This window comes from Paraburkholderia edwinii (assembly GCF_019428685.1).
Taxonomy (GTDB): domain Bacteria; phylum Pseudomonadota; class Gammaproteobacteria; order Burkholderiales; family Burkholderiaceae; genus Paraburkholderia; species Paraburkholderia edwinii.
This window is the reverse complement of sequence record NZ_CP080096.1, coordinates 1,654,033-1,678,703: the sequence shown is the minus strand read 5'-3', so window position 1 is coordinate 1,678,703 and position 24,671 is coordinate 1,654,033. Positions and strand designations below refer to the sequence as shown.

The following is a 24,671-nucleotide window of genomic DNA, read 5'->3' as shown; positions in this document are numbered from 1 at the left end:
GTTTCTTTCCGGATATTTCCGTTTTGATTATGCGAGCGGTTTTTTCGGAATAAATGATTATAAATAATATGTGACGGGTTTTTGTCGATGTCTGATTTTAATTTTAAAAAGATGATGATAATTAATAGGCATCTAAAAATAGATTCAACAAGAAAACTTACGCCAATATTTAGATACAACTATTGATTCGATAAAAAAATCGCCATGTCGTTAAAATTTATTCGATTAATAAAACACGTCGCAATAACTAAAGGGAAAATGATGAAAGACGCAAAGCGTAACTACTCCGCAATAGCCATCGCATGTTCTCTCGCCCTGTCGGCTCCTGTCGCCAGCCTTGCTGCGGCTACCGCTGCCATGCCACAAGCAGTTTCAGGCACGCTGTCATCGCCTGCGTATCCCGCCGGCAGCGTGCAACTCGCACTGTTCCAGCATCTGAATCAGGCCAGAAATGAGTGTGGTTTCCCGGCGCTGCAGGAAAACACCCTACTGGATCAGGCCGCCGAGGCCCATCAGAAGTATCAGGTAGCCAACTCGACCGGGGCCGACACCGAAGTGGCCGGCAAGTCCGGTTTCACCGGCGCCACGGCGCTCGCCCGTGCCGAACACTTTGGTTTCCCCAGTAATGCTGTCGGCGGCGGCGCAAGCTCAGAAGAGACGATCCTCGCGGCCGATGCCGATATCGTGGCACAGGAGGCACTTGATTTTGATCTGCTCGCAGACGTCTATAGCGCTACGAATCTGTTCACCCCGGTGAATCTGGTGGGCGTGGCGGGAAATAGCTCAATCCAGGCCGGACAAACAGCATTCGTAACCATGGATGTTTTCGATACGGCGACTCAACCCATCGCTTCGTCGCCGATTACGTTTCCCTGCGCGGGTTCCACGAACGTGGCGATGACGAATTCGCAGTCGTTGAATATCCCGGCTAGCGGGGGCGAGTTTGGCACAGTCGGGCCGGAAATACTTGTCATGGGTAACGCGTCGGACCGTATCGTCCTGACGTCGGGAACGATGATCTCATCAACCGGTGGCTCGTTTACCTTGACGCTGCTCGATTCGGCAAATGACCCGAACAAACTGCTCCAGCCGTTCCAGAGCGTCGCGTATGTGACGGCGAACGACCTGAATAACATACAGCCGAGCACTCAGTATGCGGTCTCAATCAACGGCACGGTGAATGGCACGCCATTCTCGCGTAACTTTACGATGACGACGGAAAACGATCTGGCGACGGGTACCCCGTTTCCGGATCCGACGAATCCTCAACCGACACCCCAACCGAAGCCTCAACCGAAGCCTCAACCGAAACCTACACCGACTCCCGCTCCGACTCCGACGGAAAATCCTGATTCGATCAAGGGCGCGTTACCGGTCGAGATCCCGGGGACGGCTCCGATTCATGCCACGACTCCGGTTGTTGAGAAGGGAATCAAGGGAACATTGCCGATCGATATCCCGGGAAAGACTCCGATCGACGCGCCGTCGCCGATTTTCCGCCCGGGTGCACCTTCGACGTCCCAACCGAAGCCGGCTCCGGCTCCGACGCGAAATCCTGGTTCGATCAAGGGCGTGTTACCGGTCGAGATCCCGGGGACAGCTCCGATTCATGCCACGACTCCGGTCGCTGAGAAAGGGATCAAGGGAACATTGCCGATCGATATCCCCGGAAAGACTCCGATCGATGCACCGTCGCCGATTTTCCGCCCGGGTACACCGTCGACGCACCGACCGAAGCCGACTCCGGCTCCGACTCGGACGCAGAAGCCTGGTTCGATCAAGGGCGTGTTACCGGTCGAGATCCCGGGGACGGCTCCGATTCATGCCACGACTCCGGTCGTTGAGAAGGGAATCAAGGGAACATTGCCGATCGATATCCCGGGGAGGACTCCGATCGACGCGCCGTCGCCGATTTTCCGCCCGGGTACACCGTCGACGCACCGACCGAAGCCGACTCCGGCTCCGGCTCCGGCTCGGACGCAGAAGCCTGGTTCGATCAAGGGTGTGTTACCGGTCGAGATTCCGGGGACGGCTCCGATTCATGCCACGACTCCCGTCGTTGAGAAGGGAATCAAGGGAACATTGCCGATCGATATTCCGGGAAAGACTCCGATCGATGCACCGTCCCCGATCCTGTTCCCAGGATCGGTTTCAGGCCATGTTTCGGATACGACGTCGAGGCACGCTTCTGGAGCGTCTTCAGCGAAGACCCAAACGTCAACCGATCAATCGGGTGACTCGACGGCTCCGATCGCCATGGGCCAACGTTAAAGCGTGTGCGCCGCGTGAGTCGGCGGCCGGCTGAGCAGCCACCGCCGCAGATCGATCGCGTCCTGGAAGTGCGCCGTCGGTGTCGGGTCGCCGAGCAGCACAAACAGCATCGCGTGTCCGCGCACTTGCGTGACGATGATCAGGCAATGGCCGGCCTCGTTCGTGAAGCCGGTCTTCTGCAGGCCGACATGCCACGCGGCGCGGCGCACGAGCGGGTCGGTGTTGTGATACATGAGCGGGCCCGCGCCGCCGAGCACGAGCTGGCCTTCCGACGTCGAGTACTTGCGGATTGTCGCGTAGCGATACGCGGCACGCGCGAGCCGCGTGAGATCGCTGGCCGTCGAGACGTTGCGCGGCGAGAGCCCCGTCGGGTCCACGAAATGGCTGTGCCGCATATGCAACCGCCGCGCCGTACGGTTCATCGCGCGCACGAAGCCGCCCCGCCCGCCCGCATAGTCGCGGCTCAACGCAAACGCCGCGCGGTTCTCCGACGACATCAGCGCGATATGCAGCATGGTCTTGCGCAACAGCAGCGAGCCCACGGGCAGACGCGAGCGCGACCACTTCAGACGATCGACGTCGTCGTTCGTGATGCGCGCGGGGCGCAGCAGCGAGCGTTTCGAATCGAGCACGACCATCGCGGTGAGCAGCTTGGTCAGCGACGCGATCGGCAACCGTTGGTCCGCATGTTTCGCGTAAAGCGTGCGGCCGGTCGCGAGATCGACGACCATCGCCGCGCGGGCCAGCACGGCCGGCCGCGGCATCGCGCGCTTCGCGAGCACGAGTGCGGGAACGAGGCACGCGAGGATCACGACCACCGTGAGGAGTTGCCGCATGCGCGGCGCGCGAGGCACAAACAGGCCCGGGCGCCGCGGCGGCCGCGGCGGCTTTGGCAACGCAGGTAGCAAAAGCGGCAAAGCGTGCCTCATAGCAGCGCCGACAGACGCCGCGCCTGCGCGGCGAAGCGCTTGCGTTCATCGCCGTGCAGCCCCGAGCCGTCGCCGGGCAAGGCAACCGTGAGCGGATCGCGCGGCACGTCGTTGACGCGCACCTCGAAATGCAGATGCGGGCCCGTGGCCCAGCCGCTCGAGCCGACATAGCCGATCACCTGCCCGCGATGCACGTGGCTGCCGATGTGCAAACCTTTCGCGAAACGCGACAGATGCGCGAACGCGGTCTGATACGGCGGCATGTTGTCGAGCACGACGATCCTGCCGTAGCCGGTCTCGCGGCCGATAAACGCGACCGTGCCGCGCGCGGTCGCATGCACGGGCGTACCGGCCGGCGCCGCGAGATCGACGCCGTCGTGGCTCTGCCAACGACGCGTCACCGGGTCGAGGCGGCGCAGCGCGAAGCCCGACGACACGCGCGTGTACGCAAGCGGATAGCGCGCAAACGACGGCGTGGCGGTTGTGCCGCGCTTCGTGTAATAGAACGGTTCGCCCTGCAGATTGCGATGCAGAAACAGATCGTGCGACGCGGCGCCATGCTGCACACGCACCGCGAGGGGCTCACGCACCACGGGTTTCGCTGCATCGGCTGTGGTGCCCGCTCTTGCGTCACCAGGCCCGCTGGGTGCGCGCGGCGCGAGCACCACGCTGACTGTATCGCCCTGCCGCAAATCGCGGCGAAAGTCGATCACACCCGCATACGAACGCTCGAGCAGCGAGGCCGTGCGCGCGTCGACGCCCAGACGCTTCAGCGCATCGTCGAAGCTCGTTTGCAAGGGCACGGTGCGCACCGTCATCGAAGGCGGCGCGGGTGCGGCGCCGCTTGCGCCACTCGCAGCGTTTGCGCCGCTATCGGCGGAGGCAACGCTTGAAGCGGCATCAGCGGCAGTTGCGATCGCCGGCGCGCTCGACGCCCGGCTCGATGCCACGGCCGCATTCTCCGGCGCGCTCGACGCCAGGTTCGACGCCTCAGCCGAGCGCGCGGCGCGCGACGCATCGGCATCGGCATCGCGGCTCATCGGTTGCGCGGGCAACGCGTCCGCATCGTCGCTATCGGCACGCGGCTTCGTATGGGGGACGGAAAACGGCTCGTTGATCAGCAACGCTGTGCAGGCCGAACTGATCGCACAGAGGAGTATGACTTTGCTGGCGCGCGTCGAAAGCGCCGCCACGACGGGAAAAGGCATGGAGAAGAAAGCGGAAAAACAGGGAGCGGGATCGACGAGCCTGCTTGCGGCAGGTGCGCATCGGCGTGTGACGGCGAGCGCACTGCCCCTATTCCCGCTGCACGCACGCACGAACGACGTGCGCGGCGAATCGACTGAATGGTAGCGACGGCATGGAGACGGCTGGCTTGGCCATGAGGTCGGGGAAGGCCAAACCGTAAGGTGCGAAGCTTAAGTGAAACTTAAACGAGGCTTAAAATCCGCGCGATTCTACCGGCCCCAATTGCATGGGCGGCACGTCGAGCAGAGTAAGAAGCGCAGCGCACGGGTCGTGCGGCGCAATCGAGCATTGCCGTGCACACATCGGACAGCGCCATCGACGCGGGACGGCACGCTCGTCACGCAGGGCAGTCAACCGAGCGCCGCACTCACGTCGCCGGTTCGCGCGGGGTCGAGACGAAATGATCGCCGGGGTTGTCGGGCATCACGTTCAGAATGCTCATCGTACGCGCCGCGATGGCGGAGAACACCGGGCCCGAAACCGCGCCGCCGAAGTGCGAGCCGCGCCGCGGACGGTCGATCGACACTGCGATAACGACGCGCGGCGCGTCCGCGGGCACCATGCCGACGAACGACGCGCGATACGCGCTGTGGTCGTATCCGCGCGGCGTCCAGCGATAGGCGGTGCCTGTCTTCCCCGCCGCCGTGTAGCCGGGCACGGACGCCTCGGGCGCCGTGCCGTCATCCGAGACCACGGTCGCGAGCATCGCCCTGACCTCGCGCGCGACATGCGTGCGGTAGACGCGCCGGCCGTGTATCGGCGCGGGGCCGACCGGCCGAATCGAGGCGGGCACGAACACGCCGTCGTTGGCGAACGTGGTGTAGGCCTGCGCAAGCTGCAGCAGCGAGGCCGATAAGCCGTACCCGTACGACATCGTGGCTTGCTCGATGCGCCGCCAGTGAGCATAGGCCCGCAAATTGCCCGCAGCAGCGCCGGGCAGACCCGCAACCGGCGGCCGTCCGAGCCCGACCGCGCGAAAATTGGTCCACATGTCGCGCGGCGTCAGCAGGAGCGCGATCTTCGTCGTGCCGACGTTGCTCGACTTCTGGATCACCTGAGAAACCGTCAGCGTGCCGAAGTTTTTGTCGTCGTGAATCACGGCGCCGTCGAGGCGCAAACGCCCGCCGTCGGTCGGCACGATCGATCCCGGCTCGACCACGCCATGCTCGAGCGCGAGCGCGATCGTAAAGGGCTTTAGCACCGACCCGGGCTCGAACACATCGGTCACCGCGCGGTCGCGCACCCCGTCTCCGTGGCGCGCGGACCGCCGATTCGGATCGTAGGTCGGCCAGTTCGCGAGCGCGAGAATTTCGCCGGTATGCGCGTCGAGCACGATCGCCGACCCCGCGCGCGCGCCGCTGCCCTGCACGGCCTCTCTGACCGCCTTGAACGCTTCGTACTGGATCGCCTGATCGATCGAGAGCCGAACGTCTGCGCCGGCTTTCGCCTTGACGAGCGACACCGTATCGATGACGCGTCCGTGCGCGTCGCGCAGCACGCGCCGATTGCCGTCGACGCCGGTCAGAAGCCGGTTATCGACGCGCTCCATGCCTTCCTGCCCGACGCCGTCGACGCCGGCGAAGCCGGTCACGTGGGCTGCGATGCCGCCTTCGGGATAGAAGCGGCGATAGTCGCGGGCCATATAGAGCCCCGGCACATCGAGACGCATCGCGCGTTGCGCGACGGCATCGGACACCTGACGCTTCAGATACGCAAAGGGGCGATGCGCGTCGAAGAGCGAGCGAACGCGTGCGGCGTCAAGACCTAGCAACGAAGCGACGGCAGAGGCCTTGCCGGCCGAAACATCGCCGACGTCGCTCGAATCGATCCAAAGCGTACGCGTGGGCAAGCTTAGCGCGAGCGGGTGACCGTCCCGATCGAGTAGCCGCCCGCGCATCGCATGAATCTGGAAATCGCGCACCTGCCGCAGGTCGCCCTGCCATTGATAAAAGCCATAGTCGACGCATTGAACCCAGAACGCGCGTAGCAGGAGCGCGACGAACGCCAGGGCGAACGCGGCCGCCACGACGGCCGAGCGCCCCTTCGGGTAGGCATGCCCTACTCCTGCCGTGCGCGTGAAAGGGCTTCGCTTCCGGGAATCGGGCATGGCGGCGAGGCTCCACGATGATGGAAGACGGGATAGGGTAACAAACCCGCCTCGAAGGCCAAAAGGCCGCAGACCGTAACTTGCGAGCTGCGAACTGCGAGACACGAACGGCGAGCCGCGCGAGCCGCACCGCGCGGAATCTACCCGTCTCGCTTAACGTTCGCCGGCGCGATCGTTCCAGCGGGCAGCGCGCAAGCGCGCACCATCGCCGCGTAAAGCGGGTCCGCGACACGCCGCTCGAAGAATTGAACGAGCGTCGCGCCGGAGCCCGGCCTTAGCCGCACGCCGATCTTGACGCCGCTGAAAAAGGATTGTGCCTGCAACGTGACGATCGTGTCCCGGCGCACGCGGTGCAGATGGCGCGCGCTGGCTCTCCACCTCGCCGCGATGCAGTCGGCCACCGCCGCGACCGATGCATGCGAGCGCATGGTCAACGCGGGCGGCCTTGAAAACACGCTGTCCTTGTTGGAACAGGCCGTCGAAATCAGCACGACAAGGCCCAGCGCGACGACCAGATTGAAAACTGACAGGCGGCTTCTCATGGATAATGCGCGGTGGCAGCGGAACTTTCGCCATATTAGCTGGCCACATCGTGCAACGCGCGTCAAACCACACAACACGCAGAGCATGCCGTCTAATCGGTGTTTGCTGCAATAAACTGCCTTACTCGCCTCTTAGCCACCATGAAAGGTTTTGTTGTTCCTATCGCCCTGACCGGCGCTCTCCTGCTTCTTCAAGCCGCCTCATCGCAGGCCCAGGATGAGATTCCCGAGGACTACGCGTATCTCACCCACATCAACGTCCGCCCGGCGGTCATCAATTGCATAGCGGAAATCGACCGCTGGATCCGCACCGCCACGCGCTACGACACGTTTCTCGCACCCGACGTGCGCCTGCTGAAGGCGAAGATCGCCGACGTCGACAGCAGCGCGCCGGCTTCCTCGACGCAAGGCGTCACGCAGAGTGCGGCACCAGGCACCGAACAGAGCGCCGCACAAAGCGTCGCGCCAAGTACGCCGCAGACGGGCACGCCTGAGCCGGCCACAACACAGGTCGATTCGATGGTGACGATTCACGGCTCAGCGAGAACGCGCAAGCACAACCATGCGTGGGTGCCGGCCATCGCCAGATGCGGTTTCTGGCATTCGCACGTCGTGTCCGTCACGCTGGAACCGTTCGCGCCGCGCTGATCGCGCGCAGCGCCGTCAATCGCGTGCGCTGAAGGACGGCGGCGGCCCGGATAGCCGGATTAACCCGCCGCGCGCCGTCTGCGTTCATCCGCAACGGTTGAGACTCACTGCACCGACAACCACTCGTCGCCCAGCCCTTCGGTAATCGCCGCCGCATCGAACCGGTACGCCATCAGCGCGGCAAAACCGCGCCGGCCGTCGATCGAAGCGGGCGCGCTCGTAAAGCCGTGCTTCGCCATCAGCGCGGCCTCGATCGCATCGGCGGCGGCCTTGCCGACCTCGAGCCCCGCGAGCGGCAGACCCGCGTTGTGCGCGAGTCCGGCTGATTGCGTCGCCGCGATGCCGAGCGCGTTGCGTGTGCGCGTCTCGTCGAGCTTCAGGATGCGCGCGACCGCGAGCACCGCGCCAAGCACGCCGACTGCCGACGCAACATTCCAGCGCGCGCGAAACTCGTCGCTGTCCACCGCGTTGTGAATCCGCAGCGCCGCTTCGATGCCGACCGCGGCGGCCGCCGCAAGATCGTCGGCCTCGGCGGACACGAGCTCGCCGGTCGCGACGACCGCGGCCAGCACCGGCGTCGCCACCGTCGCGGGGGCTTCGTTCGACAGCGTCGCGCCGAGCGCCCACGACTGCACGCGCGTGTCGTTCGGGCCGCTGCCCTGAAACTGCAGCAGCGAGGCCGTCTGCCGGCTTGCGCCGTTCAGCGCAGCGAGCTTCGAGCGCGCATGCTCGACGGCTCGCGCCGCGGCGACGATGGCCGGTGCGCCTCGTTCGGTAAGTGAGCCCGACGCGAACCGGACCAGCGCGTCGGATACGGCGGAGTGAGCAGCGGGGTTATGCATGATTCGATTCCTTCGTCGTAGTGCAAAGCGCGAAAAGCCCATCGAGATTCGCGGCGTCGGCGATACCATCGACCACCGCCGCAAGTTTCTGCGCGGTGCCGTTGCCCAGCAGCGGATCGACGAGCAGACGAACCTTGTTCAGCAGTTCGTCGTCGGTGAGCGGACGCGCGAGACTGCCGCGTGCATGCTCGACGTGATGTTTGACGCTCGTGCCATTCTTCAGCCGCGCTTCGATAAATACCTCGTCGCGGTTCACCGACGTATCCGGCGCTAGCGTCGTTTTCGCACGCACGGCCGTGACGTCTTCCTGCACGACGCGCGTGTCTTCGTACTGCGCAATGCCGACCACCTTGTCGCACAACGCGGCGGCCACACCGTGAATGGCGCTGAAACGCGCCTGCAGTCCGTCCTTCGGCTGCGGGTTGCCCATCAGCTCGGGCACGAGCGGATGACAGCGCAGCGTGATCGCTTCGATATCGGCCGCATTCGCAATCTTTTCCGACAGCGCAAGGCCGCCGTCGATCGCCGGATGCGCAACGATGCCGCACGGATACGGCTTGTAGGTATTGAAAAGCAGTTCCCAGCGTTCACCGAATGCACCGATCATCAGATCGAAATCGACCTTGGTCGACATCGAATGCGAATAGCCGCCTTGCGCCTCGAAGATATCGGCCTGCGCGCGCTGCCCCGCCTTCGCGAGACGCGCGGCCGCGATGCCGTTCGAGGCCGCCTTGCCCGGGTGGTAGGGCTTCGTCATCGTGCCGAACGCTTCGCGATGGCCGACGAACATCGAAGCGGCGAGGCCGACTGCGTCCGCCAGTTGCGCTTCATCGAGACCGAGCAGCAGGCCCGCGGTGAACGCGCAGCCGATCACGCCGCAAGTGCCCGTGATGTGCCAGCCGCGGTCGTAGTGCTCGGGCGAGATCGATACGCCGACGCGCAGCTGCGCCTCGCAGCCGAGCGCGAACGCGGTCAGCGCGGCGGCGCCGGTCGGCTTCGTTTCCGGCGCGAGCGCGGTCAGCACCGCCAGCACCGACGCGGCCGGGTGAATCACGGTCGCGAGATGAGTGTCGTCGAAATCGTCGAGATGGCCGGCGAAGCCGGTCGCCAGCGCCGAGAAATGCACATCGACGCGTTCGGTGCGGCCCGGCACCGGCGCGAGCGCGGCGACGCGCAAGTCGCGGGCGGCCCCGAGAATCGCGTCCACGCCGGGATGGCGCGATGCGCCGATCGACGTTCCGACCACATTGATAAACGAACGCCGGGCCTCCCGTTGGACATCGGCGGGCAGCGGACGCTGCGCGAGCGCATAAAGGCCCTGCGCGAATGCGGCGGCGACAAAACTCATTGAGACAACTCCTCGAGACGAACGCCGTTGGTCTTCGGGCCCAGCAAGCCGACCATCACGACGATCACTAACATGGCTGACGAAATCAGCACGAATACGGCGGTCACGCCCGAATGCTTGAGCAAGGCCGCCACCCAGAACCCCACGAAAATCGAACTGACCCGGCTCCAGCTGAAGACGAAGCCGACCGCGCGGGCGCGGATGCGGGTCGGATACAGCTCGGCCTGGTACGTATGGAAGATGCCGATCAGCCAGTTATTCGCGATCGTCACCGCGCTGCCGCAGATCAGAATCATCGCGGGCTCGCGCGCCTGGCCGAACAGCAGGCCCGCCGCGGCCACGACGAGCGCGCAGCCGACCAGCTGCCATTTGCGCTCGAGCCGTTCCGCGAAGGTCACCGCGCCGATCGCGCCGAGCGGCGTCGCGAACGCGATCACCATCGTGTAGAGCAGCGAGTGCGTGATCGTGATGCCCTTCGAAAACAGCAGCACCGGCACCCAAGAGCCGAAGCCATACACGCCGAAGGTCTGGCAGAAGTTGAAGAGCGACAGCATGATCGTGCGCGGCAGATAGCGGCCCTTCCAGATCTCGCCCCACGAACCTTTGTCCTTGCCCGATGCGTGGCCGTGCGGGTCCGCACTCGCGGCGGCGTCAACCTGCGGCGCGGCGAGCGGCCGGCCCGTTTCGGCGACCACGCGCGCTTCGATCGCATCGACGATCGCGTGCGCTTCCTGATCGCGGCCCTTGCTTTCGAGCCAGCGCGGCGACTCCGGCAGGCCGCGCCGCACGAACCAGATCGCGATTGCGCCGGCCGAGCCGATGATCATGACCCAGCGCCAGCCTTCGAGACCGAGCACCGTGCGCGGCACGAGCCCATATGCGAGCACCGCGACGACCGGCACCGACGTGAGAATCACGAGAATGCTGAACGCCATGTAACGGCCGCGCGTTTTATAGGGCGTGAGTTCCGAGATGTATGTATCGACGGTCAGCAGTTGCACGCCGATCCCCGCGCCCGCGACAAAACGCCATACGTCGAGCAGTTCGGGTGAAGTCTGGAAGGCCGCAATGAACGTCGCAATCGAATAGATGACCATCGCCGCTGTGAACACCGCGCGGCGCCCGTAGCGGTCCGTGATCCCGCCCAGCGCGACCGTGCCCAGAAACATGCCGGCAAAGAACGAGCCGAGAAAGCTCGCAAAGCCGTTGATGTCGAACAGACTCGCCGTCGTTGCGCGATACAGCCCGCTGTGAATCAGGCCCAGCGACACATACGCCGCCATAAAGAGCTCATAGAACTCGAACCACCCGCCGACCGCGATGCGCGCCACGAGCCCTCTGAAATAGCGCGTGGGCGGCAGCCGGTCGAGGCGCGCCGAAACGCTCGCGTGACCGTACCCGGCGGTGGCGAGCTCCTTGTCCATATACATCGACGTCTCCTGTCTTCCAATCGAAACTGTGTGCTTTTAAGATGAACTAGTGTCGACACTTGAAGCCAGTATGCGATTGCTTTCGAGTAAACTCAAGTGAAACCTTGTTTAAGTGTGCACACTTTAAGTTCCGGAACGGGCCAGATCGACGCCCGGACCGCGTGTCGCCGGCCGTTGCCGGTTTGTTAGAATCTGGCCCCGTGCAGTGCATCAATGCATCGGCGCCAGTCGAGCGAGGAAACAGACAATGGTCAGGGATGGGGACAAGAACGCGGCGACGAGTCTCGCCACGAGCGCGACGCCGCTCGAGGAAGCCGATTCGCCGCGCGTGGCTGAGATCGTCGAATGGGTCGCGCGCGGCATTATCGAAGGACGCCTGAGGCCCGGCGACGACCTCAATTCGGTGGATCTGGCGAAACGCTTCAGCGTGAGCCGCACACCGGTGCGCGAGGCGCTTTTCGTGCTGAGCCGCGAGGGTCTGGTCGACTGGTCACCGCGGCGCCGGCCGCGAGTGTCGACACTCAATATCAAGGACGTGCGCGAGATCTATCAGCTGCGCGCGGTGTTGTACGCGCAGGTATCCTACGCAATCGTCGAGCAGGCCAACGACGACGATATCGCCGCGTTATGGCGTGCGCACAAGCGTCTGGCCGATGTCGCCGCGCGCGACGACGTGGACGGCTATTTCTGGGCAAACGTGCAGTTTCGCGACGAAGAACTGCGTGTCTCGCGCAACAACATCTTCAAGGAAGTGCTCGATACGCTGAAGATGCGCACGAACCGCCTGCGCCATCTGAGCACGTCGTTGCCCGGCCGTTTGCAGCGCTCGTGCGCCGATCACCAGCGCCTGTGCGAAGCGTACGAGGAACGCGACGGCACGCTCGCGGCGGCATTGAACCGCTCGATCGTGCTCGGCGCGCTGCATGCGATCGAGCTTGCGTGGGAGAAGGATCCGGAGAAGTTCTGATGCATGCGCAGGCACGCTGTTCGTGGCCGCCTTTCCGGTGCGGGGCACGAACCTGCGCGCTCATCGCTCATAGCACTACATCGCAACGCGAAACTCTGAATAAATGGCGCTCACGCGCTGCTTTCGCTCGATTGCGCCGGTTCCGACGGCGCGCGATTGCAACGCGCACACCATCGTCCCTGTGGGCCCGGAGCGTTCGCGATGATCACGATTCCCGCCTTACGGTTTCAGGTTCATGTCGAGCCCGGCAGAACAGGCTCGCCGGAATCACACACGCCTCTGCCTCGAATCGATACACAGCGCCTGGAAAGTGGCCAACAGGCGCAAGCAAAACCATCGTCGCCAGATGCCGGACGCGCGGCGAGCGGTCTGCGCCCGGCCGTTGGGTCTCACGCCGCCGGACGGCGATCCGCTGGGGCAAGCGCGACCCCAGCGTCTGCCGCCGGCACGATCGCCGGTACGCTGCCCGACGCTTACATCGGCACGCCGCGAGGCGACTTGCAATCGGACCTGCAGCATGCCGGTGTCCTGACGGACGAAGCGGGACAACGGTTCGTCGCAGCAGGGAAACACTACTACGCGGTTCGCAACGACCCGGCAAACGGAACGTGGCGCGTCGTGCAGCCACAGGACCCTGCCAAACCCGGCATCCCTATCGGGCTTGACCCGGGAGGCCAATGGCGCGTGCGTCACGACGTCGGACTGGCTGGCGGACGCGCGCTCCCGACACGCGCGCAGATCGAGAACGATCTTCGTCAAACGCAAGCCACCCTGGTACACCTCCTTGACCGACGTTTCGATGTGTACAGGCGCATTCACGATACACAAGACCTGATACGCAGGTACGACGCGTTTCAGGTGCAAACGCGCGCCGACCGGCAGTCGGTACGAACCGATCTCGACTTCTGGCAAGGGATGTTCGACTATTTCACCGCGGCAGTCGGGCGCGACGCCGCTGATCCGTCGTTTCAGACCACGTTAGAGCAAGCGCGGGTTCAGATCGAACGCAAAAGAAACTTGATGCACGCGCTGCAGCGCATGATCGACGAACACGACACGCACCTCGGTACCTTGCGCTCGCGTATCGATACGATGACCGCGGACCTGGAACACATCCGGCAGTCGGTCCCGCGCACGAATCAGCGTATCAGGCAACTTGCCGCGCAATTGAACGACTTCGAATAGCCACGCGATGGCTCGCTGCATCGAAGCATCGAATCGACCGTCGGTGCTCCTCGCGCATCGACAGCCGCGATCGGCGCCCGCATAAGCACGGGTCGCGAGCGCGCCAACCCTCACTAGTCCCATTTACCGGAGTGTTTGCCATGAATGGATTTCCCGTATTACACGGTCAGGTGCATGTCGACGTAAGTAGAACAGGCTCATCGGGAACGCACACTCGCGAGCCGGAAACGTCTGTGCCGGGCGCGAGGCGTGAGATCAACGAGCAGAGGCCTGGGACGCAACGGCACGTCAAGTCCACGTCGCACGACTCTGCGCCAACCAGGCATCAGGCGGCCGGACGGCAAATGCGCCCCACGGCGCAGACTGACAGCACACGATCCGGCTTCCTATCGCAGGCTTACATCGGAACACCAAAGGGCGAATTGCGATCGGATGAGCATCACCCGCAGATGGTCGTCGATGAAACGGGCGCGCGATTTGTGCGGATCGGCAACCACTTCTATGCAGTGCGCCACGATCCGGCAAACAACACGTGGCGCGTGGTCCAACTGCAGGAGCCGGAGAAGCCCGGTATTCCAGTCGAACTGACCGCCGCCGGTTGGCGTCCGCATGCGAAGGTCGGCTTGCGCGGCGGAAGCCCGAACGATCCGCGCGTCGAGGCGGAGCGCCAGAGTCTGGAGTATGCCCGCAACCAGATTCAACAAGGGATCGCGAGCCACATCGTCCACGAGCGCCAGGCGCTTCAATTGATCGACCGTCTGGACCAGGAAAGACAGCGCGCCGAAGATCAATTACGCGAGGTCCGAAATCGCCACGAAGATGCCGGGCCGCACGAACGACTCGTCGACCAGACTAAAAGCCGTCTGTCAGGCGCGGAAAACGCCTTGCGAGAAATTCGCGACTTTCTATACGCGAGGGCTAACGAACTGCGCGATATCGAGCGAAGCCTTGCGCAACTGCCGCCACGCTAAAGCAAGCGCGTCCGGCCCTTCATGATCGAGGCGCGCTATGCGCTACTGCCCTGCCACCGTGCGCAGCAACGCCGGAACCTGCTGCAACGGCGCCAGCAGCGGCGCATCGACGTGATACGCCACGAGCGTCTTCGTCACATCCTGATAGTCGATATGCACGTGGCGGTCCGCGTCCTCCCACACCACCGCCTTCAGCGGCAATTCGAGCGCCGCATGCGGATACGCGGCCATCACCGGCGTGCCCGACTTCGGATTGCCGAACAGAAAAAGCCGCGTGGGCCGCAACGGCATGCCGACGCCCGCGGCCGCCTCGCTCTGGTCGATATCGGCGAATAGCGTCAGTCCGCGCGCCGCGAGCGTGTCGCGCAAACGCGTGACCGTCGTCGCGAAATCGTATTGGCTGGACAACGTGACAAGCGATGCGGGCATCGTATCCGGTGTATCGGCTCGGGCAGTCATGACGGGCTCCATCGAGTAGGTGAGGAAAGCAAGCAGCGCCGCGAAGACAAAACGCGGCAACGGTCCGACGCGGTGCGCGCGGCGCTCGCTCATCGCGCGGCCTCCTGCTTCTGCGCGGAATCGGCCGGATAGAACTGTTCAAGCGCCGCTTCAAAGGTGGCACGCGAAAACGGGCCGAGATGGCGCGCAACCAGCCGGCCGCGCGCATCGTAGAACAGCGTGGTCGGGAAACCGGCGGCGTCGACCGCGCGCGCGACGGCAAGATTCGGATCGAGCATTGAGTTCGCAATATGAATGCCGCGCGAGTCGAGATAGTCGTCGACGGTCGCGCGCGCTTCACCCTGATTCACGAACACCACATCGACGCGCCCGTTGGCGGCTTGCGCCTGCGCGAGCACCGGCATTTCGGCCTGGCACGGCGGGCACCATGTCGCCCACAGATTGACGACGAGCGGCTTGCCGTCGTTGCGCGCGAGCGGCCGCGGCTGGCCGCTGCTGTCGATCACCGATACCTGCGGCACGGTCTGCGGCGCCTGCGCGAACTGAGCGGCCGCGCTCGCCACGCTCCATGTCGCCACACCGGCAGCCACGGCAACGAAGAGCGGCTTCCGCAACGCGCGGCGGCGCAGCATGATCCACGCGACCACGCAAGCGCCGGCCGCGGCGCCCGCGAACAGGTCGAAGCCGCGATCGCGGAAATCGAGCATCTTCCCGATGCTGCCTTCATACCCAGGCAAGTACCGTCCGACGAACACGAGCCGCGCCACGATAAGTCCGACGATCAGCGTGTTGAAGATCGACTGGTCGATATTCGCCGCGGCGGCTTCGCCGTCGCGCCTGCGTCGCGCCGCGAAGCGACCCGCCACCAGCGCCACGATCACGCTCGCGAACAGGATTAACGGTCCGACCGGTAGTGAAATAAATCCGAGATTCATCGATGCCGCGCCTCGCCGCGGAACAGGAAAACGCCCGCTTGGAGTGTAGCCGCGCGCGCCGCGAGCCGGCATGCCCGAACGGATCATCGACATGCTTGTGCGGCTCAGACACGGCGCGGCCGTGTGCCGCCCGCGCTTTCCACGCGCTTTCCGAGGCCTGCCGAGGGCCGTCGCACGGGCTTCCCGCCGATCTTTCTCGTAACGAGAAAGATGCTTTGAGTGCACGGCGTATTCAGAATCGCGCGGCCCATTCCTACACTGCATACGTGCGGCCCGGATCGTCCGTGCCCTCCATCAGACAAGAGACCCGCGCCATGAAACTGTATTTCCATCCGTTGTCCGGCCATTCGCACCGCGCTCATCTGGGCCTGTCGCTACTTGACATTCCGCATGACGTGGTCGAAGTGGATCTCGCGGCCGCCGAGCATAAATCGCCCGAGTTCCTGAAGCTGAACCCGTTCGGGCAGATTCCGGTACTGATCGACGGCGAAACGGTGATTGCCGATTCGAACGCGATTCTCGTCTACGCGGCACGCAAGTCCGGCAAGACCGACTGGTTGCCGCAGACGCCCGCCGGCGAAGCCGCGGTGCAACGATGGCTCTCGGTCGCGGCCGGCGAGATTGCTTACGGGCCTTGCGCCGCGCGGCTCGTCACGGTGTTCGGCCGTGCGTTCAATGCCGACGAGGTGATTGCGCGCGCGCATCGCATTCTCGGTCTGATCGATGAGGCGCTAGCCAACCACGACTTCATCACCGGCAAGACGCCGACGATCGCGGACGTGGCGCTCTACAGCTATATCTCGGGCGCGCCGGAAGGCAACGTCGATCTGTCGGGCTACCCGCAGGTGCTCGCATGGCTCGCGCGTGTCGAAGCCTTGCCGGGTTTCGTCGAGTTCAGAAAGACGGCGGCCGGCCTGAGGGCCACGAAGTAAGAACGCGCCGGACAACGCGGCAAGCCGGCGCGCGATCGCGCAAGAGCGTCGCAACGTGCAGCACGATGCAGGATCAAGGCGCCGGCCCGGCCGGTGCTTCGGCAAGTTTCGAAGGAGCGCAATGATGGACATGTCCACACCCGTTATGCTCGATGAACCTGGTTCGACGTGGCACGCCGGCGAAGTCGCATTGCAGCGGCAAGCGGGCGTCGCCGACCGGATGAAGGATCTCGGGCGGCGTGTGGTGCGCGACTATATGCCCGACCAGCATCGGGCGTTCTTCGCCCAACTGCCGTTTGTCGCGCTCGGTTCCGTGGACGCTGACGGCGACGCATGGGCGACGCTGGTGGCGGGCAAGCCGGGCTTTGTGCAATCGCCCGATCCGCACCGGCTGCGCGTCAATGCGATGCCCGAGCCGCGCGACCCGGCGGCGGCCGGCGTGCGGGAAGGCGCCGCCGTCGCGCTGCTCGGCATCGAATTGCATACGCGCCGGCGCAACCGCATGAACGGCATCGTGCGTGAGCTGGGTGCGGGTGGCTTTGCGGTCGATGTCGGGCAAAGCTTCGGCAACTGCCCGCAGTACATCCAGATCCGTAACTTCACGTTCACGCGCGAGCCGTCGGTGACGTCGGATGCCGCGCCGGTCATCAGCAGTGAATTGACCGGGCGTGCGCGCGAAATCATTGCGGCGGCCGATACGTTTTTTGTTGCGTCGTATGCGGACCGTGGCGCCAATGCCAACAGCGGCGCGAACGACAGCGCAAACGGCAACGCGGACAATGTGGACGGTCACGCCCCTGCCGCTTTGCGCCGCGAAGTCGACGTCTCGCATCGCGGCGGCAACACGGGCTTCGTGCGTATCGGCGCGGACGGCGTGCTGACCATTCCCGACTTTGCGGGCAACCTGTTCTTTGCGACGCTCGGCAATATCTTCGTGAACGGCCGCGCGGGCCTCGTGTTCGTCGATTTCGCGACCGGCGATCTGCTGCAGATTACAGGCGACGCATCGGTCGATACCGATTCGCCGGAAGTCGCCGCGTTTCAGGGCGCCGAGCGGCTGTGGCGCGTCAAGCCGCGCCGTGTTGTCTACAGGCCGCGCGCGCTGCCGCTGCGCTGGGTATTCAACGAAGACGGCTGGTCGCTGAACTCGCTGATGACCGGCAACTGGACCGAGGCCGAACACCGTCTGCAAGCGGCCGCGCTTGCCGATGCATGGCGGCCGTTCAAGGTCGCGCAAATCGTCGACGAAAGCACGACGATCCGCTCGTTTCATCTCGAACCCGCCGATGGCGCCGGCGTGATTCCGCATGAAGCGGGACAGCATTTGCCGATTCGCGTGGCGTTGCCCGATGAAACGGGTGCGCCGGGTGCAGTGAAGACGGTGCGCCGAACCTACACGATTTCATCGGGGCCTGCGGACGGCGGCTACCGCATCAGCGTCAAGCGCGAAGGCGTCGTCTCGCGCTATCTGCACGACACGCTGCGCGTCTGCAGCGTGATCGAAGCGCGTGCGCCCGCCGGCCGCTTCACGATCGATGCGCAGGAAGAACGCCCCGCCGTGCTGCTCGCAGCCGGTGTCGGCATCACGCCGATGATCGCGATGCTGCGGCATATCGTCTACGAAGGGCTGCGCACGCGGCACATGCGGCCGACCTGGCTGTTCCAGTCGGCGCGCACGCCGCACGAACGCGCGTTCACCGATGAAGTCGACTATCTCGCGAGTGTTTCGGGCGGCGCGGTCGAGGTCGTGCGCACGCTTTCGGACCCGCAGGGGGCACGCCGCGGCAAAGACTTCGATCAATCGGGACGGCTCGACATCGCGCTGCTGCGCGAAACGCTGCCGCTCGACGATTACGATTTTTATCTATGCGGGCCGGCCGGGTTCATGCAATCGCTATACGACGGCTTGCGCAAGCTCAATATCGCCGACGAGCGGATTCATGCGGAAGCGTTCGGGCCGTCGGGGCTCAAGCGGACACGTGAAGGCAAGCTAACGGACACGGCTGCGGCAGTTAGCGCAACTGCGGCAGCTGCCGCACCGTCCGCGCCGTCTGCACCTGCCGTGCAACACGTGCCTGCGGCGCAACCCACGCCGGTCGTGTTCGCAAAGTCCGGCAAGGAAGCGCAATGGAATCCGGCAAGCGGTTCGCTGCTGGAATTGGCCGAAGCTCAAGGACTGTCGCCGGAATTCAGCTGCCGGGGCGGCACTTGCGGAAGTTGCCGCACAAGGATTGTGGATGGCGCAGTCGCTTATGCGAGCCCGCCGGAATTCCCGGTTGGTGAAAATGAAGCGCTGATTTGCTGTGCGGTGCCGGCGCGCACCGATCAGGCCGGTGGCGGCGAACCGCTGGTGCTGGACCTGTAGCGGGTGTGCGGGTGTCATGCGTGTGCGCCGTCGTGAGCCAACGCGCGCCGTTATGCACGCCCGCGCCGCCCTTAAAACGTCAGATCATGCAGCTTGCGCATCCCGTCGAGCAGCCACTGAAACACGCCCTGCTCGGTATGCGCGACCGGCGCCGCGGACGATGAAATGCGGCTTAGCTTGTCCTGCCGCCGCGACAGCAGTTCGCACATTTCCCGCGCGACATCGGGGTTGCGCTTGAGCAGCGGCGTCAGGTCTTCCTTCTCCAACCGGTAGACCACCACGCGGCTCAATGCCGTCACCGTGACGCGCACCGGCATGCCCGCGAGCAGACCCTGTTCGCCCATCGTATCGCCGGGGCCGAGCCGCGACACTTCGATCTTGCCGCCGTCCGCTTCGTCGAGCGTCACGCTCAGAATGCCCGATTCGACGATCGTCATGCACTCGGGCACGACCTCCTTCGTGACCAGCACGTCGTCGACCTCGTATTCCTTGCGCGTCAACAGCGGCGCAAGATCGTGCAGTTCGTCGCGGCTCAATGTCACAAACAGTTCGACACGCCGCAGCAGCGCCTCGCGCGGATCGTCGAGCTTGGCCGGCGCGGCCGGCACGCTGAGCGGCCGCAGATCGACGCCGGCCGAAGCGAGATGCCGGTAGCACAGATCGAATAGCTCGTTGGTCACCGACGTCTTCTTGCCCATGTCGTTGACGAAGCCGGCCACTTCGTACAGCACCGAGTTCACCGTGCTGTGCTTCGCGGTCACATACGGCGCGGGGTCCGACATCAGCGACGTGACGCTTTTCACCGCCCGCTCGAGCGCGCTGATCACCGTCGCGGGCCGCTCCTGCGGCGAAATTTCGAGGCTGACCTTCACGCCGTGCAGCGCGCCCGGCCGGCTGTTATTCGTGATCTTCGTTTTGGCGGCCACCGCGTTCGGCACGATCACAACATTGCCTTGCGAGGTCAGCAGATGCGTGGCGCGCCAGTTCATTTCGACCACCCGGCCTTCGACGTCGTCGACCGACACCCAGTCGCCGATCTGATACGGCTCGGTCGTATTGAGCACGATGCCCGCGAACACATCGCTCAAGGTGCTTTGAATCGCGAGACCGAGCACGATGGCCAACGCGCCCGAGGTGGCGACGAGCCCGCGTATCGGCAGCTCGAGCACGAAGCCGAGCGACGCGACGATCGCGGCAAGAAAAACGAGCGCGCCGAATACGTCCTGAAAGAGCCGCTGACGGCGCCATGCGCTCGGCAGCAGCAGCGTGTCGAGCGCCTGACCGAGCAGGCGCGCACCCATCAACCACCAGATGATTTCAAGGACCTGCCCCAGCACATGCTGCGGCATCGAGCCGAAGCCGGGCGCTTGCGAAAACGGGCTCAGGCCCGACGCGAAGAGCACATAGCTGAGCGCCGCGAATAGCAGCAGCCGGGCGAACAGCCGCGGCACTTCCTGGGCCGGCAGACGGAATCGCCATACGGCGAGGTCGACCACAAGGATCGCGTAGCCGATGATCAAAGGATGGTCCAAGGCGCCTCCATGCGATGGGTGCAATGGCGCCTGCCGCAGCCCGCCCGACCCTCACCGCGGCGGCAGGCTGCCGCGCGGGCGCGCGACTGCTCACAGTAACACGCGATACGCGTTTTTCGCTGTATGCCCCGTCGCACGCCGTGTTGCCCGGGAGGGAACGCAGCAAGGGGGAGCCGAACGAATGTGTGAGCGAATGTGTGAGCGAATGTGTTGACGAATGCGTCGAACGATGGACGCAAAAAGGCCGCATGGGCATTGCGTTGCACAACGCCGATGCGGCCTGCGGAATTCGACTGCGGGAATACCGGAAGATAAGGGACGCGCCGAAGCGCGACCCTGTAAAACGCGCCCTGCTTACTTGACGATGCCGACCAGCTCGACTTCGAAGATCAGGTCGCTGTTCGGCGGAATCACGCCGACGCCGCGCGAACCGTACGCGGTCGCAGCCGGGCACGTGAGCTTCGCTTTCTCGCCGACTTTCATCGTCGCGACGCCTTGCGTCCAGCACGGGATCACGCGGGCGAGCGGGAATTCGGCCGGGCCGCCATGCTTGGCCGAGCTGTCGAACTCGGTGCCGTTCGTCAGCGTGCCGCGGTAGTTGACCCGCACGACGTCGGAAGCGGTCGGCTGCGGGCCGTTGCCCGGCGTCAGATGTTCGACCGTCACGCCGGACGGCAGCTTCTCGGTCTGGGCCGCGAAGGCGCTGCCGGCAGCGGTGGCGAAAACAGCGGCGGTCAGCGCGCACAATGCAAATTTCATCAGATTCTCCTCGTGAATGGCCGGCGCTATTGTAGCGAATCGGGTCCGGCCGGTTTGAATCACGCGGAGCTTGCACGCGCCCGGTTAAGCGATGATGAACGCTCAGCCCGCACGCGCCGGCACGTTGCCGAGTAACCGGCCCAGCCCTTCCGCGTACGTCAGGTGCGCGATCACCGCGTCGCGCAGCTTCGGATACGGCAGGCCGGCGAGCATGGCGGTCTGCATCGCGGCCATCACTTCGCCGGATTCCGCACCGAGCATCGTGAAGCCGACGATGCGATCGTCGTTGCCGACCAGCACCTTCATGAAGCCGAGCGTCTCGTCGGTCGCTTCGCCGCGCAGCACGTGGGCCATCGGCAGCTTGCCGACGCGCACCGGCACTTTCTGGCGCTCCGCTTCGCGTTCGTTGAGGCCGACATGCGCAAGCGGCGGATCGGTGAACATGCAGTACGGCACGAGCCGGTCCTGCGTGCTGCGCTGGCCGCCCGCCATGTTGTCGCGCACGATGCGGAAATCGTCGACCGAGACATGCGTGAAGTGCGGGCTGCCCGCGCATTCGCCGATCGCCCAGACGTCCGGCGCGCTGGTCTGCAGACGCTCGTTCACGCGGATATAGCCGCGCTCGTCGAGTTCGACGCCAAGCTTCTCGAGGCCGATGCCGGCCGTGTTCGGAATGCGCCCGGTCGCGACCAGCAGATGCGTGCCTTCAACGGTTCTTTCGCTGCCGCCCGCGCGCACCGTGACGCGCACGTCCTTGCCCGACTGCCCGGCCACTTTCGTGGTCTGCGCATCGAGCAGCAGTTCGATGCCTTCGCCGCGCAGGATGTTCTGCACTTCCGCGGCAATATCGGCGTCTTCGCGATGCATGAGGTGCGGGTTGTGATCGATGATCGTGACGCGGCTGCCGAAACGCCGCAACGCCTGCGCCATTTCGATGCCGATATAGCCGCCGCCGAGCACAAGCAGATGTTCGGGCAACTGATCGAGTTCGAGCGCTTCGATATGCGTGAGCGGTTGCGCATCGGCAAGCCCCGGGATATCGGGAATCGCCGCATGCGAGCCCACGTTGATCACGACCTGATTGCCGCTTAGCGTGCGCGTGCCGCCGTCGTTGAGCGTCACTTCGATGGTCTTCGGTGCGGTAAACTGGCCGCGGCCCATGATCAGTTGCGCGCCGCTCGATTCATAGAACGCGAGATGCGCGGCGTTTTCGCGCGCGATCATGTCGCGCTTGCGCTGCCGGACCTTCGCGAGATCGGTTTTCACGGCGCCCGTTATCGTGCCGAAATCGGCCGCATGATGCGCGAGATGTGCAACCCGCGCGCTCCATATTTCGTTCTTGCTCGGCAGACACGCGACCGCCGGGCACGAGCCGCCGACCCATTGACGCTCGACCACCGCGACACGCTGGCCCGCGTTGCCGAGGTGCCACGCGAGCAGCTTGCCACCCTGACCGCTTCCGAGGATCAGCGTGTCGACCTGTTCCAGTTTGGACATTCCTCTTCTCCGTCGTGACTTCATGAAATAGCCCGTGCGATTTGAGAACGGGCAGTTCATTGTCGCGGTCCGTTAGCGGGGATTCTGTACAAAACGCGCCATGTTAGCGAGATCGCACCTTTCGGGTTCCTGCGGATTTCCGGATTCCGGATCGCGGGTCATCACTCTGCGCTCATTCAGCGGGATTACGCTCCTCAACATCCGGAATCGCCGTCACACGCGAAGCGGATGGTTCAGACGAATCGTCGTCGCGAATCGTCGTCGCATTGAGGAGTAGAAAATGAGCTTTACCCCTTCGCTGTCGTTATTCATTGGACTGGGCGTCACAGTCGGCGTGTTGTCGACGGTGCTGGCAATCGCCATCGAGCGCATCGATGCGCGCATTGCTCAACGCTCGTGTGAGAAAGCGATCGCCGCGCGCGTCGCGCGCAAGGAACGCGATGCGCAACGAGCATGGGAGTTGGGCCGCGCAGCACTGCGCCGGGTCGCGATGGGCGTCGCTACCGCGAAGATCGCGGATTAAGCGGCTGGCCGACCGCAAACCGGCAAACGCGCTATGACGGCGCGATGCCGTGGCGCGCGCTCCGCTAAGCCTTGCGCGGCGTAACGTCGGGCGGGAGTGCGGCGGTTTCGTCGATAAGCGCCGGGTCGACGCGCACGCCCGGAAAGCGCGCGAGCTGCGGCACCGCGGCGCGCACGTATTGCAGCATCGTCGCCGCAGCCGGCGATAACGATTTGCCCTCGCGGCGCAATACGCCGACCGTGCGCGTCAACACCGGCTGCGACAACAGACGCAGCTTCAGCGTATCGAGCGGCGCGCGCTGCGCGGCCAGCGCCGACATGATCGATACGCCCACGCCGCGCGCCACCAGCGTTTCGATCGTCGACGTATTCGATACGCGATAGCGCGGCTCCCGCACCTCGACACTTAAGCCCACTGTGCGGCTCAACTGATGCTGCATGCCGAGGTCGGGACTGAAACCGATAATCCGGTAGCCGTCGATGTCCTGCCACGACAGTTCGCCCTCCTTTTCGGCCAGCGCATGGTGGGGCGCGAACACCACGCCGAAACTGTCTTCGAAAAGCGGCTCGAACACGAGTTCGGGGTCGTGCTCCCAGGGGCTGCAAATGCCGAAGTCGACGTCGCCGTTGATAATGCGCTGCTGCACCGTTTCGGAATTGTCTTCGCGCAGATAGATGTCGATATTCGGGTACGCGTCGATATAAGCCGCGACCGCCTCCGGCAGCAGCAACGCCATCACCGACGGCACCGCCGCCACCCCCACCTTGCCGCGCTCGCGTTTGCCGAGCGCGCGCATGGTGCGGATCGACGAATCGAAATCCTGCAACAGCCTTTCAGCCGAAGGCAAAAACTCGCGGCCTGCCTGCGTCAGATCGATACGGCGTGTCGAGCGGTCGAACAGCGCGATGCCCAGGTCGTCTTCGAGATGCTGGATCGTGAGGCTCAACGCCGACTGCGTGACGAACAGCGACTCCGCCGCGCGCGTGAGGCTGCGATGCATCGCGACCGCGACGAACGCACGGATATGGCGAATCGAAAGGCGTTTGGAAGGCGCATTCAGCGACTTGTCATTCATCTATTTTTCTCGTGAATCAAGCGAAATTAATCGATTGTATTACCACATCTGACACCACTAGACTCGCCGCATGATCGATTAAGCATGACTGATTGAAGGAGACATA

General features: G+C 64.4%; 22 protein-coding genes. 9 read left to right on the top strand and 13 right to left on the bottom strand.

All coding sequences use genetic code 11. The features are described from left to right. Window positions 1-204: 204 nt before the first annotated feature. A complete protein-coding gene (locus KZJ38_RS29260) occupies window positions 205-2,271 on the top strand; it encodes a CAP domain-containing protein (RefSeq protein WP_219803546.1) in 2,067 nt (688 codons plus the stop codon). Here KZJ38_RS29260 and KZJ38_RS29255 read toward each other — a convergent pair. Together KZJ38_RS29255 and KZJ38_RS29250 are read right to left on the bottom strand one after the other, a co-directional pair. Continuing rightward, a complete protein-coding gene (locus tag KZJ38_RS29255) occupies window positions 2,268-3,107 on the bottom strand; it encodes a D-alanyl-D-alanine carboxypeptidase family protein (RefSeq protein WP_219803545.1) in 840 nt (279 codons plus the stop codon). The two genes, KZJ38_RS29260 and KZJ38_RS29255, sit on opposite strands and share 4 nt — an antisense overlap. An 89-nt stretch (window positions 3,108-3,196) precedes the next feature. Continuing rightward, on the bottom strand, window positions 3,197-4,003 hold the full coding sequence (locus KZJ38_RS29250) for a M23 family metallopeptidase (RefSeq protein ID WP_246642069.1): 807 nt from the start codon (window positions 4,001-4,003) through the stop codon (window positions 3,197-3,199). Window position 4,004: 1 nt separating this feature from the next. Here KZJ38_RS29250 and KZJ38_RS36770 point away from each other — a divergent pair, with 1 nt between their 5' ends. Then, window positions 4,005-4,553, top strand: a complete 549-nt coding sequence (locus tag KZJ38_RS36770; protein ID WP_246642068.1) for a hypothetical protein — start codon at window positions 4,005-4,007, stop codon at window positions 4,551-4,553. Between the two features lie 262 nt (window positions 4,554-4,815). On the opposite strand, the gene KZJ38_RS29240 is transcribed toward KZJ38_RS36770, so the two are convergent. After that, entirely contained in the window at window positions 4,816-6,555 is a 1,740-nt protein-coding gene (locus tag KZJ38_RS29240) for a peptidoglycan D,D-transpeptidase FtsI family protein (RefSeq protein WP_246642067.1), read from the bottom strand. Window positions 6,556-6,695: 140 nt separating this feature from the next. Next, entirely contained in the window at window positions 6,696-7,097 is a 402-nt protein-coding gene (locus KZJ38_RS29235; RefSeq protein ID WP_219803543.1) for a hypothetical protein, read from the bottom strand. Between the two features lie 141 nt (window positions 7,098-7,238). Between KZJ38_RS29235 and KZJ38_RS29230 the strand changes: the two genes are divergently transcribed. Continuing rightward, complete coding sequence (locus KZJ38_RS29230; protein WP_219803542.1) at window positions 7,239-7,745, top strand: BspC domain-containing protein; 507 nt, start codon at window positions 7,239-7,241, stop codon at window positions 7,743-7,745. A gap of 104 nt (window positions 7,746-7,849) precedes the next feature. Here KZJ38_RS29230 and KZJ38_RS29225 read toward each other — a convergent pair whose 3' ends face one another. The 3 genes from KZJ38_RS29225 to KZJ38_RS29215 are packed head-to-tail and all read right to left on the bottom strand — an operon-like array spanning window position 7,850 to window position 11,365. Beyond that, window positions 7,850-8,587, bottom strand: coding sequence for an MmgE/PrpD family protein (locus tag KZJ38_RS29225; protein ID WP_219803541.1), 738 nt, complete (start codon window positions 8,585-8,587; stop codon window positions 7,850-7,852). Continuing rightward, window positions 8,580-9,935, bottom strand: a complete 1,356-nt coding sequence (locus KZJ38_RS29220; RefSeq protein ID WP_219803540.1) for an MmgE/PrpD family protein — start codon at window positions 9,933-9,935, stop codon at window positions 8,580-8,582. The genes KZJ38_RS29225 and KZJ38_RS29220 overlap by 8 nt, the downstream gene beginning before the upstream one ends. Continuing rightward, a complete protein-coding gene (locus tag KZJ38_RS29215) occupies window positions 9,932-11,365 on the bottom strand; it encodes an MFS transporter (RefSeq protein WP_219803539.1) in 1,434 nt (477 codons plus the stop codon). Before KZJ38_RS29215 ends, KZJ38_RS29220 begins: the two co-directional genes overlap by 4 nt. Before the next feature lie 247 nt (window positions 11,366-11,612). On the opposite strand from KZJ38_RS29215, the gene KZJ38_RS29210 reads away from it, so the two are divergent. The 3 genes from KZJ38_RS29210 to KZJ38_RS29200 all read left to right on the top strand — a co-directional run bounded on the left by KZJ38_RS29210 (window position 11,613) and on the right by KZJ38_RS29200 (window position 14,488). Continuing rightward, window positions 11,613-12,332 (top strand): GntR family transcriptional regulator, encoded by a 720-nt coding sequence (locus tag KZJ38_RS29210; RefSeq protein WP_219803538.1) that lies wholly within the window; start codon window positions 11,613-11,615, stop codon window positions 12,330-12,332. Between the two features lie 498 nt (window positions 12,333-12,830). Next, the gene (locus KZJ38_RS29205) at window positions 12,831-13,517 is read left to right on the top strand and encodes a hypothetical protein (protein ID WP_219803537.1); all 687 of its coding nucleotides are present in this window, start codon (window positions 12,831-12,833) and stop codon (window positions 13,515-13,517) included. Window positions 13,518-13,861: 344 nt separating this feature from the next. After that, window positions 13,862-14,488, top strand: a complete 627-nt coding sequence (locus tag KZJ38_RS29200; RefSeq protein ID WP_219803536.1) for a hypothetical protein — start codon at window positions 13,862-13,864, stop codon at window positions 14,486-14,488. A 42-nt stretch (window positions 14,489-14,530) separates the two neighbouring features. Here KZJ38_RS29200 and KZJ38_RS29195 read toward each other — a convergent pair whose 3' ends face one another. Both KZJ38_RS29195 and KZJ38_RS29190 read right to left on the bottom strand, forming a co-directional pair. Continuing rightward, window positions 14,531-15,040 (bottom strand): DUF302 domain-containing protein, encoded by a 510-nt coding sequence (locus tag KZJ38_RS29195; RefSeq protein ID WP_246642066.1) that lies wholly within the window; start codon window positions 15,038-15,040, stop codon window positions 14,531-14,533. Further along, window positions 15,037-15,882 carry a TlpA family protein disulfide reductase gene (locus tag KZJ38_RS29190; RefSeq protein ID WP_219803535.1) on the bottom strand — a complete coding sequence of 282 codons (846 nt, stop codon included), beginning with the start codon at window positions 15,880-15,882 and terminating at the stop codon, window positions 15,037-15,039. Before KZJ38_RS29190 ends, KZJ38_RS29195 begins: the two co-directional genes overlap by 4 nt. 314 nt (window positions 15,883-16,196) lie before the next feature. Here KZJ38_RS29190 and KZJ38_RS29185 point away from each other — a divergent pair, with 314 nt between their 5' ends. Both KZJ38_RS29185 and KZJ38_RS29180 read left to right on the top strand, forming a co-directional pair. Beyond that, window positions 16,197-16,814, top strand: a complete 618-nt coding sequence (locus KZJ38_RS29185; protein WP_219803534.1) for a glutathione S-transferase family protein — start codon at window positions 16,197-16,199, stop codon at window positions 16,812-16,814. Between the two features lie 130 nt (window positions 16,815-16,944). Then, window positions 16,945-19,179 carry a pyridoxamine 5'-phosphate oxidase family protein gene (locus KZJ38_RS29180; RefSeq protein WP_219803533.1) on the top strand — a complete coding sequence of 745 codons (2,235 nt, stop codon included), beginning with the start codon at window positions 16,945-16,947 and terminating at the stop codon, window positions 19,177-19,179. 71 nt (window positions 19,180-19,250) lie between these two features. Here the strand turns inward: KZJ38_RS29180 and KZJ38_RS29175 are convergent, their stop codons facing one another. The 3 genes from KZJ38_RS29175 to KZJ38_RS29165 form a co-directional block, all read right to left on the bottom strand. Then, window positions 19,251-20,711 carry a mechanosensitive ion channel family protein gene (locus KZJ38_RS29175; RefSeq protein WP_219803532.1) on the bottom strand — a complete coding sequence of 487 codons (1,461 nt, stop codon included), beginning with the start codon at window positions 20,709-20,711 and terminating at the stop codon, window positions 19,251-19,253. 354 nt (window positions 20,712-21,065) lie between these two features. Next, entirely contained in the window at window positions 21,066-21,470 is a 405-nt protein-coding gene (locus tag KZJ38_RS29170) for an FKBP-type peptidyl-prolyl cis-trans isomerase (protein ID WP_219803531.1), read from the bottom strand. Window positions 21,471-21,572: 102 nt separating this feature from the next. Then, window positions 21,573-22,967, bottom strand: a complete 1,395-nt coding sequence (locus KZJ38_RS29165; RefSeq protein ID WP_219803530.1) for a mercuric reductase — start codon at window positions 22,965-22,967, stop codon at window positions 21,573-21,575. A gap of 280 nt (window positions 22,968-23,247) precedes the next feature. On the opposite strand from KZJ38_RS29165, the gene KZJ38_RS29160 reads away from it, so the two are divergent. Beyond that, window positions 23,248-23,490, top strand: coding sequence for a hypothetical protein (locus KZJ38_RS29160; RefSeq protein WP_219803529.1), 243 nt, complete (start codon window positions 23,248-23,250; stop codon window positions 23,488-23,490). Between the two features lie 64 nt (window positions 23,491-23,554). On the opposite strand, the gene KZJ38_RS29155 is transcribed toward KZJ38_RS29160, so the two are convergent. Continuing rightward, complete coding sequence (locus KZJ38_RS29155; protein WP_219803528.1) at window positions 23,555-24,565, bottom strand: LysR family transcriptional regulator; 1,011 nt, start codon at window positions 24,563-24,565, stop codon at window positions 23,555-23,557. Between the last annotated feature and the right edge of the window lie 106 nt (window positions 24,566-24,671).

Bases quoted from the DNA above. Each gene is read 5' to 3' on its own strand.
- KZJ38_RS29225 (WP_219803541.1), bottom strand. From the start codon at position 8,587: ATGCATAACCCCGCTGCTCACTCCGCCGTATCCGACGCGCTGGTCCGG.
- KZJ38_RS29200 (WP_219803536.1), top strand. From the start codon at position 13,862: ATGCGCCCCACGGCGCAGACTGACAGCACACGATCCGGCTTCCTATCG.
- KZJ38_RS29185 (WP_219803534.1), top strand. From the start codon at position 16,197: ATGAAACTGTATTTCCATCCGTTGTCCGGCCATTCGCACCGCGCTCAT.
- KZJ38_RS29255 (WP_219803545.1), bottom strand. From the start codon at position 3,107: ATGCGGCAACTCCTCACGGTGGTCGTGATCCTCGCGTGCCTCGTTCCC.
- KZJ38_RS29240 (WP_246642067.1), bottom strand. From the start codon at position 6,555: ATGCCCGATTCCCGGAAGCGAAGCCCTTTCACGCGCACGGCAGGAGTA.
- KZJ38_RS29260 (WP_219803546.1), top strand. From the start codon at position 205: ATGTCGTTAAAATTTATTCGATTAATAAAACACGTCGCAATAACTAAA.
- KZJ38_RS29165 (WP_219803530.1), bottom strand. From the start codon at position 22,967: ATGTCCAAACTGGAACAGGTCGACACGCTGATCCTCGGAAGCGGTCAG.
- KZJ38_RS29180 (WP_219803533.1), top strand. From the start codon at position 16,945: ATGTCCACACCCGTTATGCTCGATGAACCTGGTTCGACGTGGCACGCC.
- KZJ38_RS29235 (WP_219803543.1), bottom strand. From the start codon at position 7,097: ATGAGAAGCCGCCTGTCAGTTTTCAATCTGGTCGTCGCGCTGGGCCTT.
- KZJ38_RS29160 (WP_219803529.1), top strand. From the start codon at position 23,248: ATGAGCTTTACCCCTTCGCTGTCGTTATTCATTGGACTGGGCGTCACA.
- KZJ38_RS29190 (WP_219803535.1), bottom strand. From the start codon at position 15,882: ATGAATCTCGGATTTATTTCACTACCGGTCGGACCGTTAATCCTGTTC.
- KZJ38_RS29230 (WP_219803542.1), top strand. From the start codon at position 7,239: ATGAAAGGTTTTGTTGTTCCTATCGCCCTGACCGGCGCTCTCCTGCTT.
- KZJ38_RS29195 (WP_246642066.1), bottom strand. From the start codon at position 15,040: ATGAGCGAGCGCCGCGCGCACCGCGTCGGACCGTTGCCGCGTTTTGTC.
- KZJ38_RS29220 (WP_219803540.1), bottom strand. From the start codon at position 9,935: ATGAGTTTTGTCGCCGCCGCATTCGCGCAGGGCCTTTATGCGCTCGCG.
- KZJ38_RS29155 (WP_219803528.1), bottom strand. From the start codon at position 24,565: ATGAATGACAAGTCGCTGAATGCGCCTTCCAAACGCCTTTCGATTCGC.
- KZJ38_RS29210 (WP_219803538.1), top strand. From the start codon at position 11,613: ATGGTCAGGGATGGGGACAAGAACGCGGCGACGAGTCTCGCCACGAGC.
- KZJ38_RS29215 (WP_219803539.1), bottom strand. From the start codon at position 11,365: ATGTATATGGACAAGGAGCTCGCCACCGCCGGGTACGGTCACGCGAGC.
- KZJ38_RS29170 (WP_219803531.1), bottom strand. From the start codon at position 21,470: ATGAAATTTGCATTGTGCGCGCTGACCGCCGCTGTTTTCGCCACCGCT.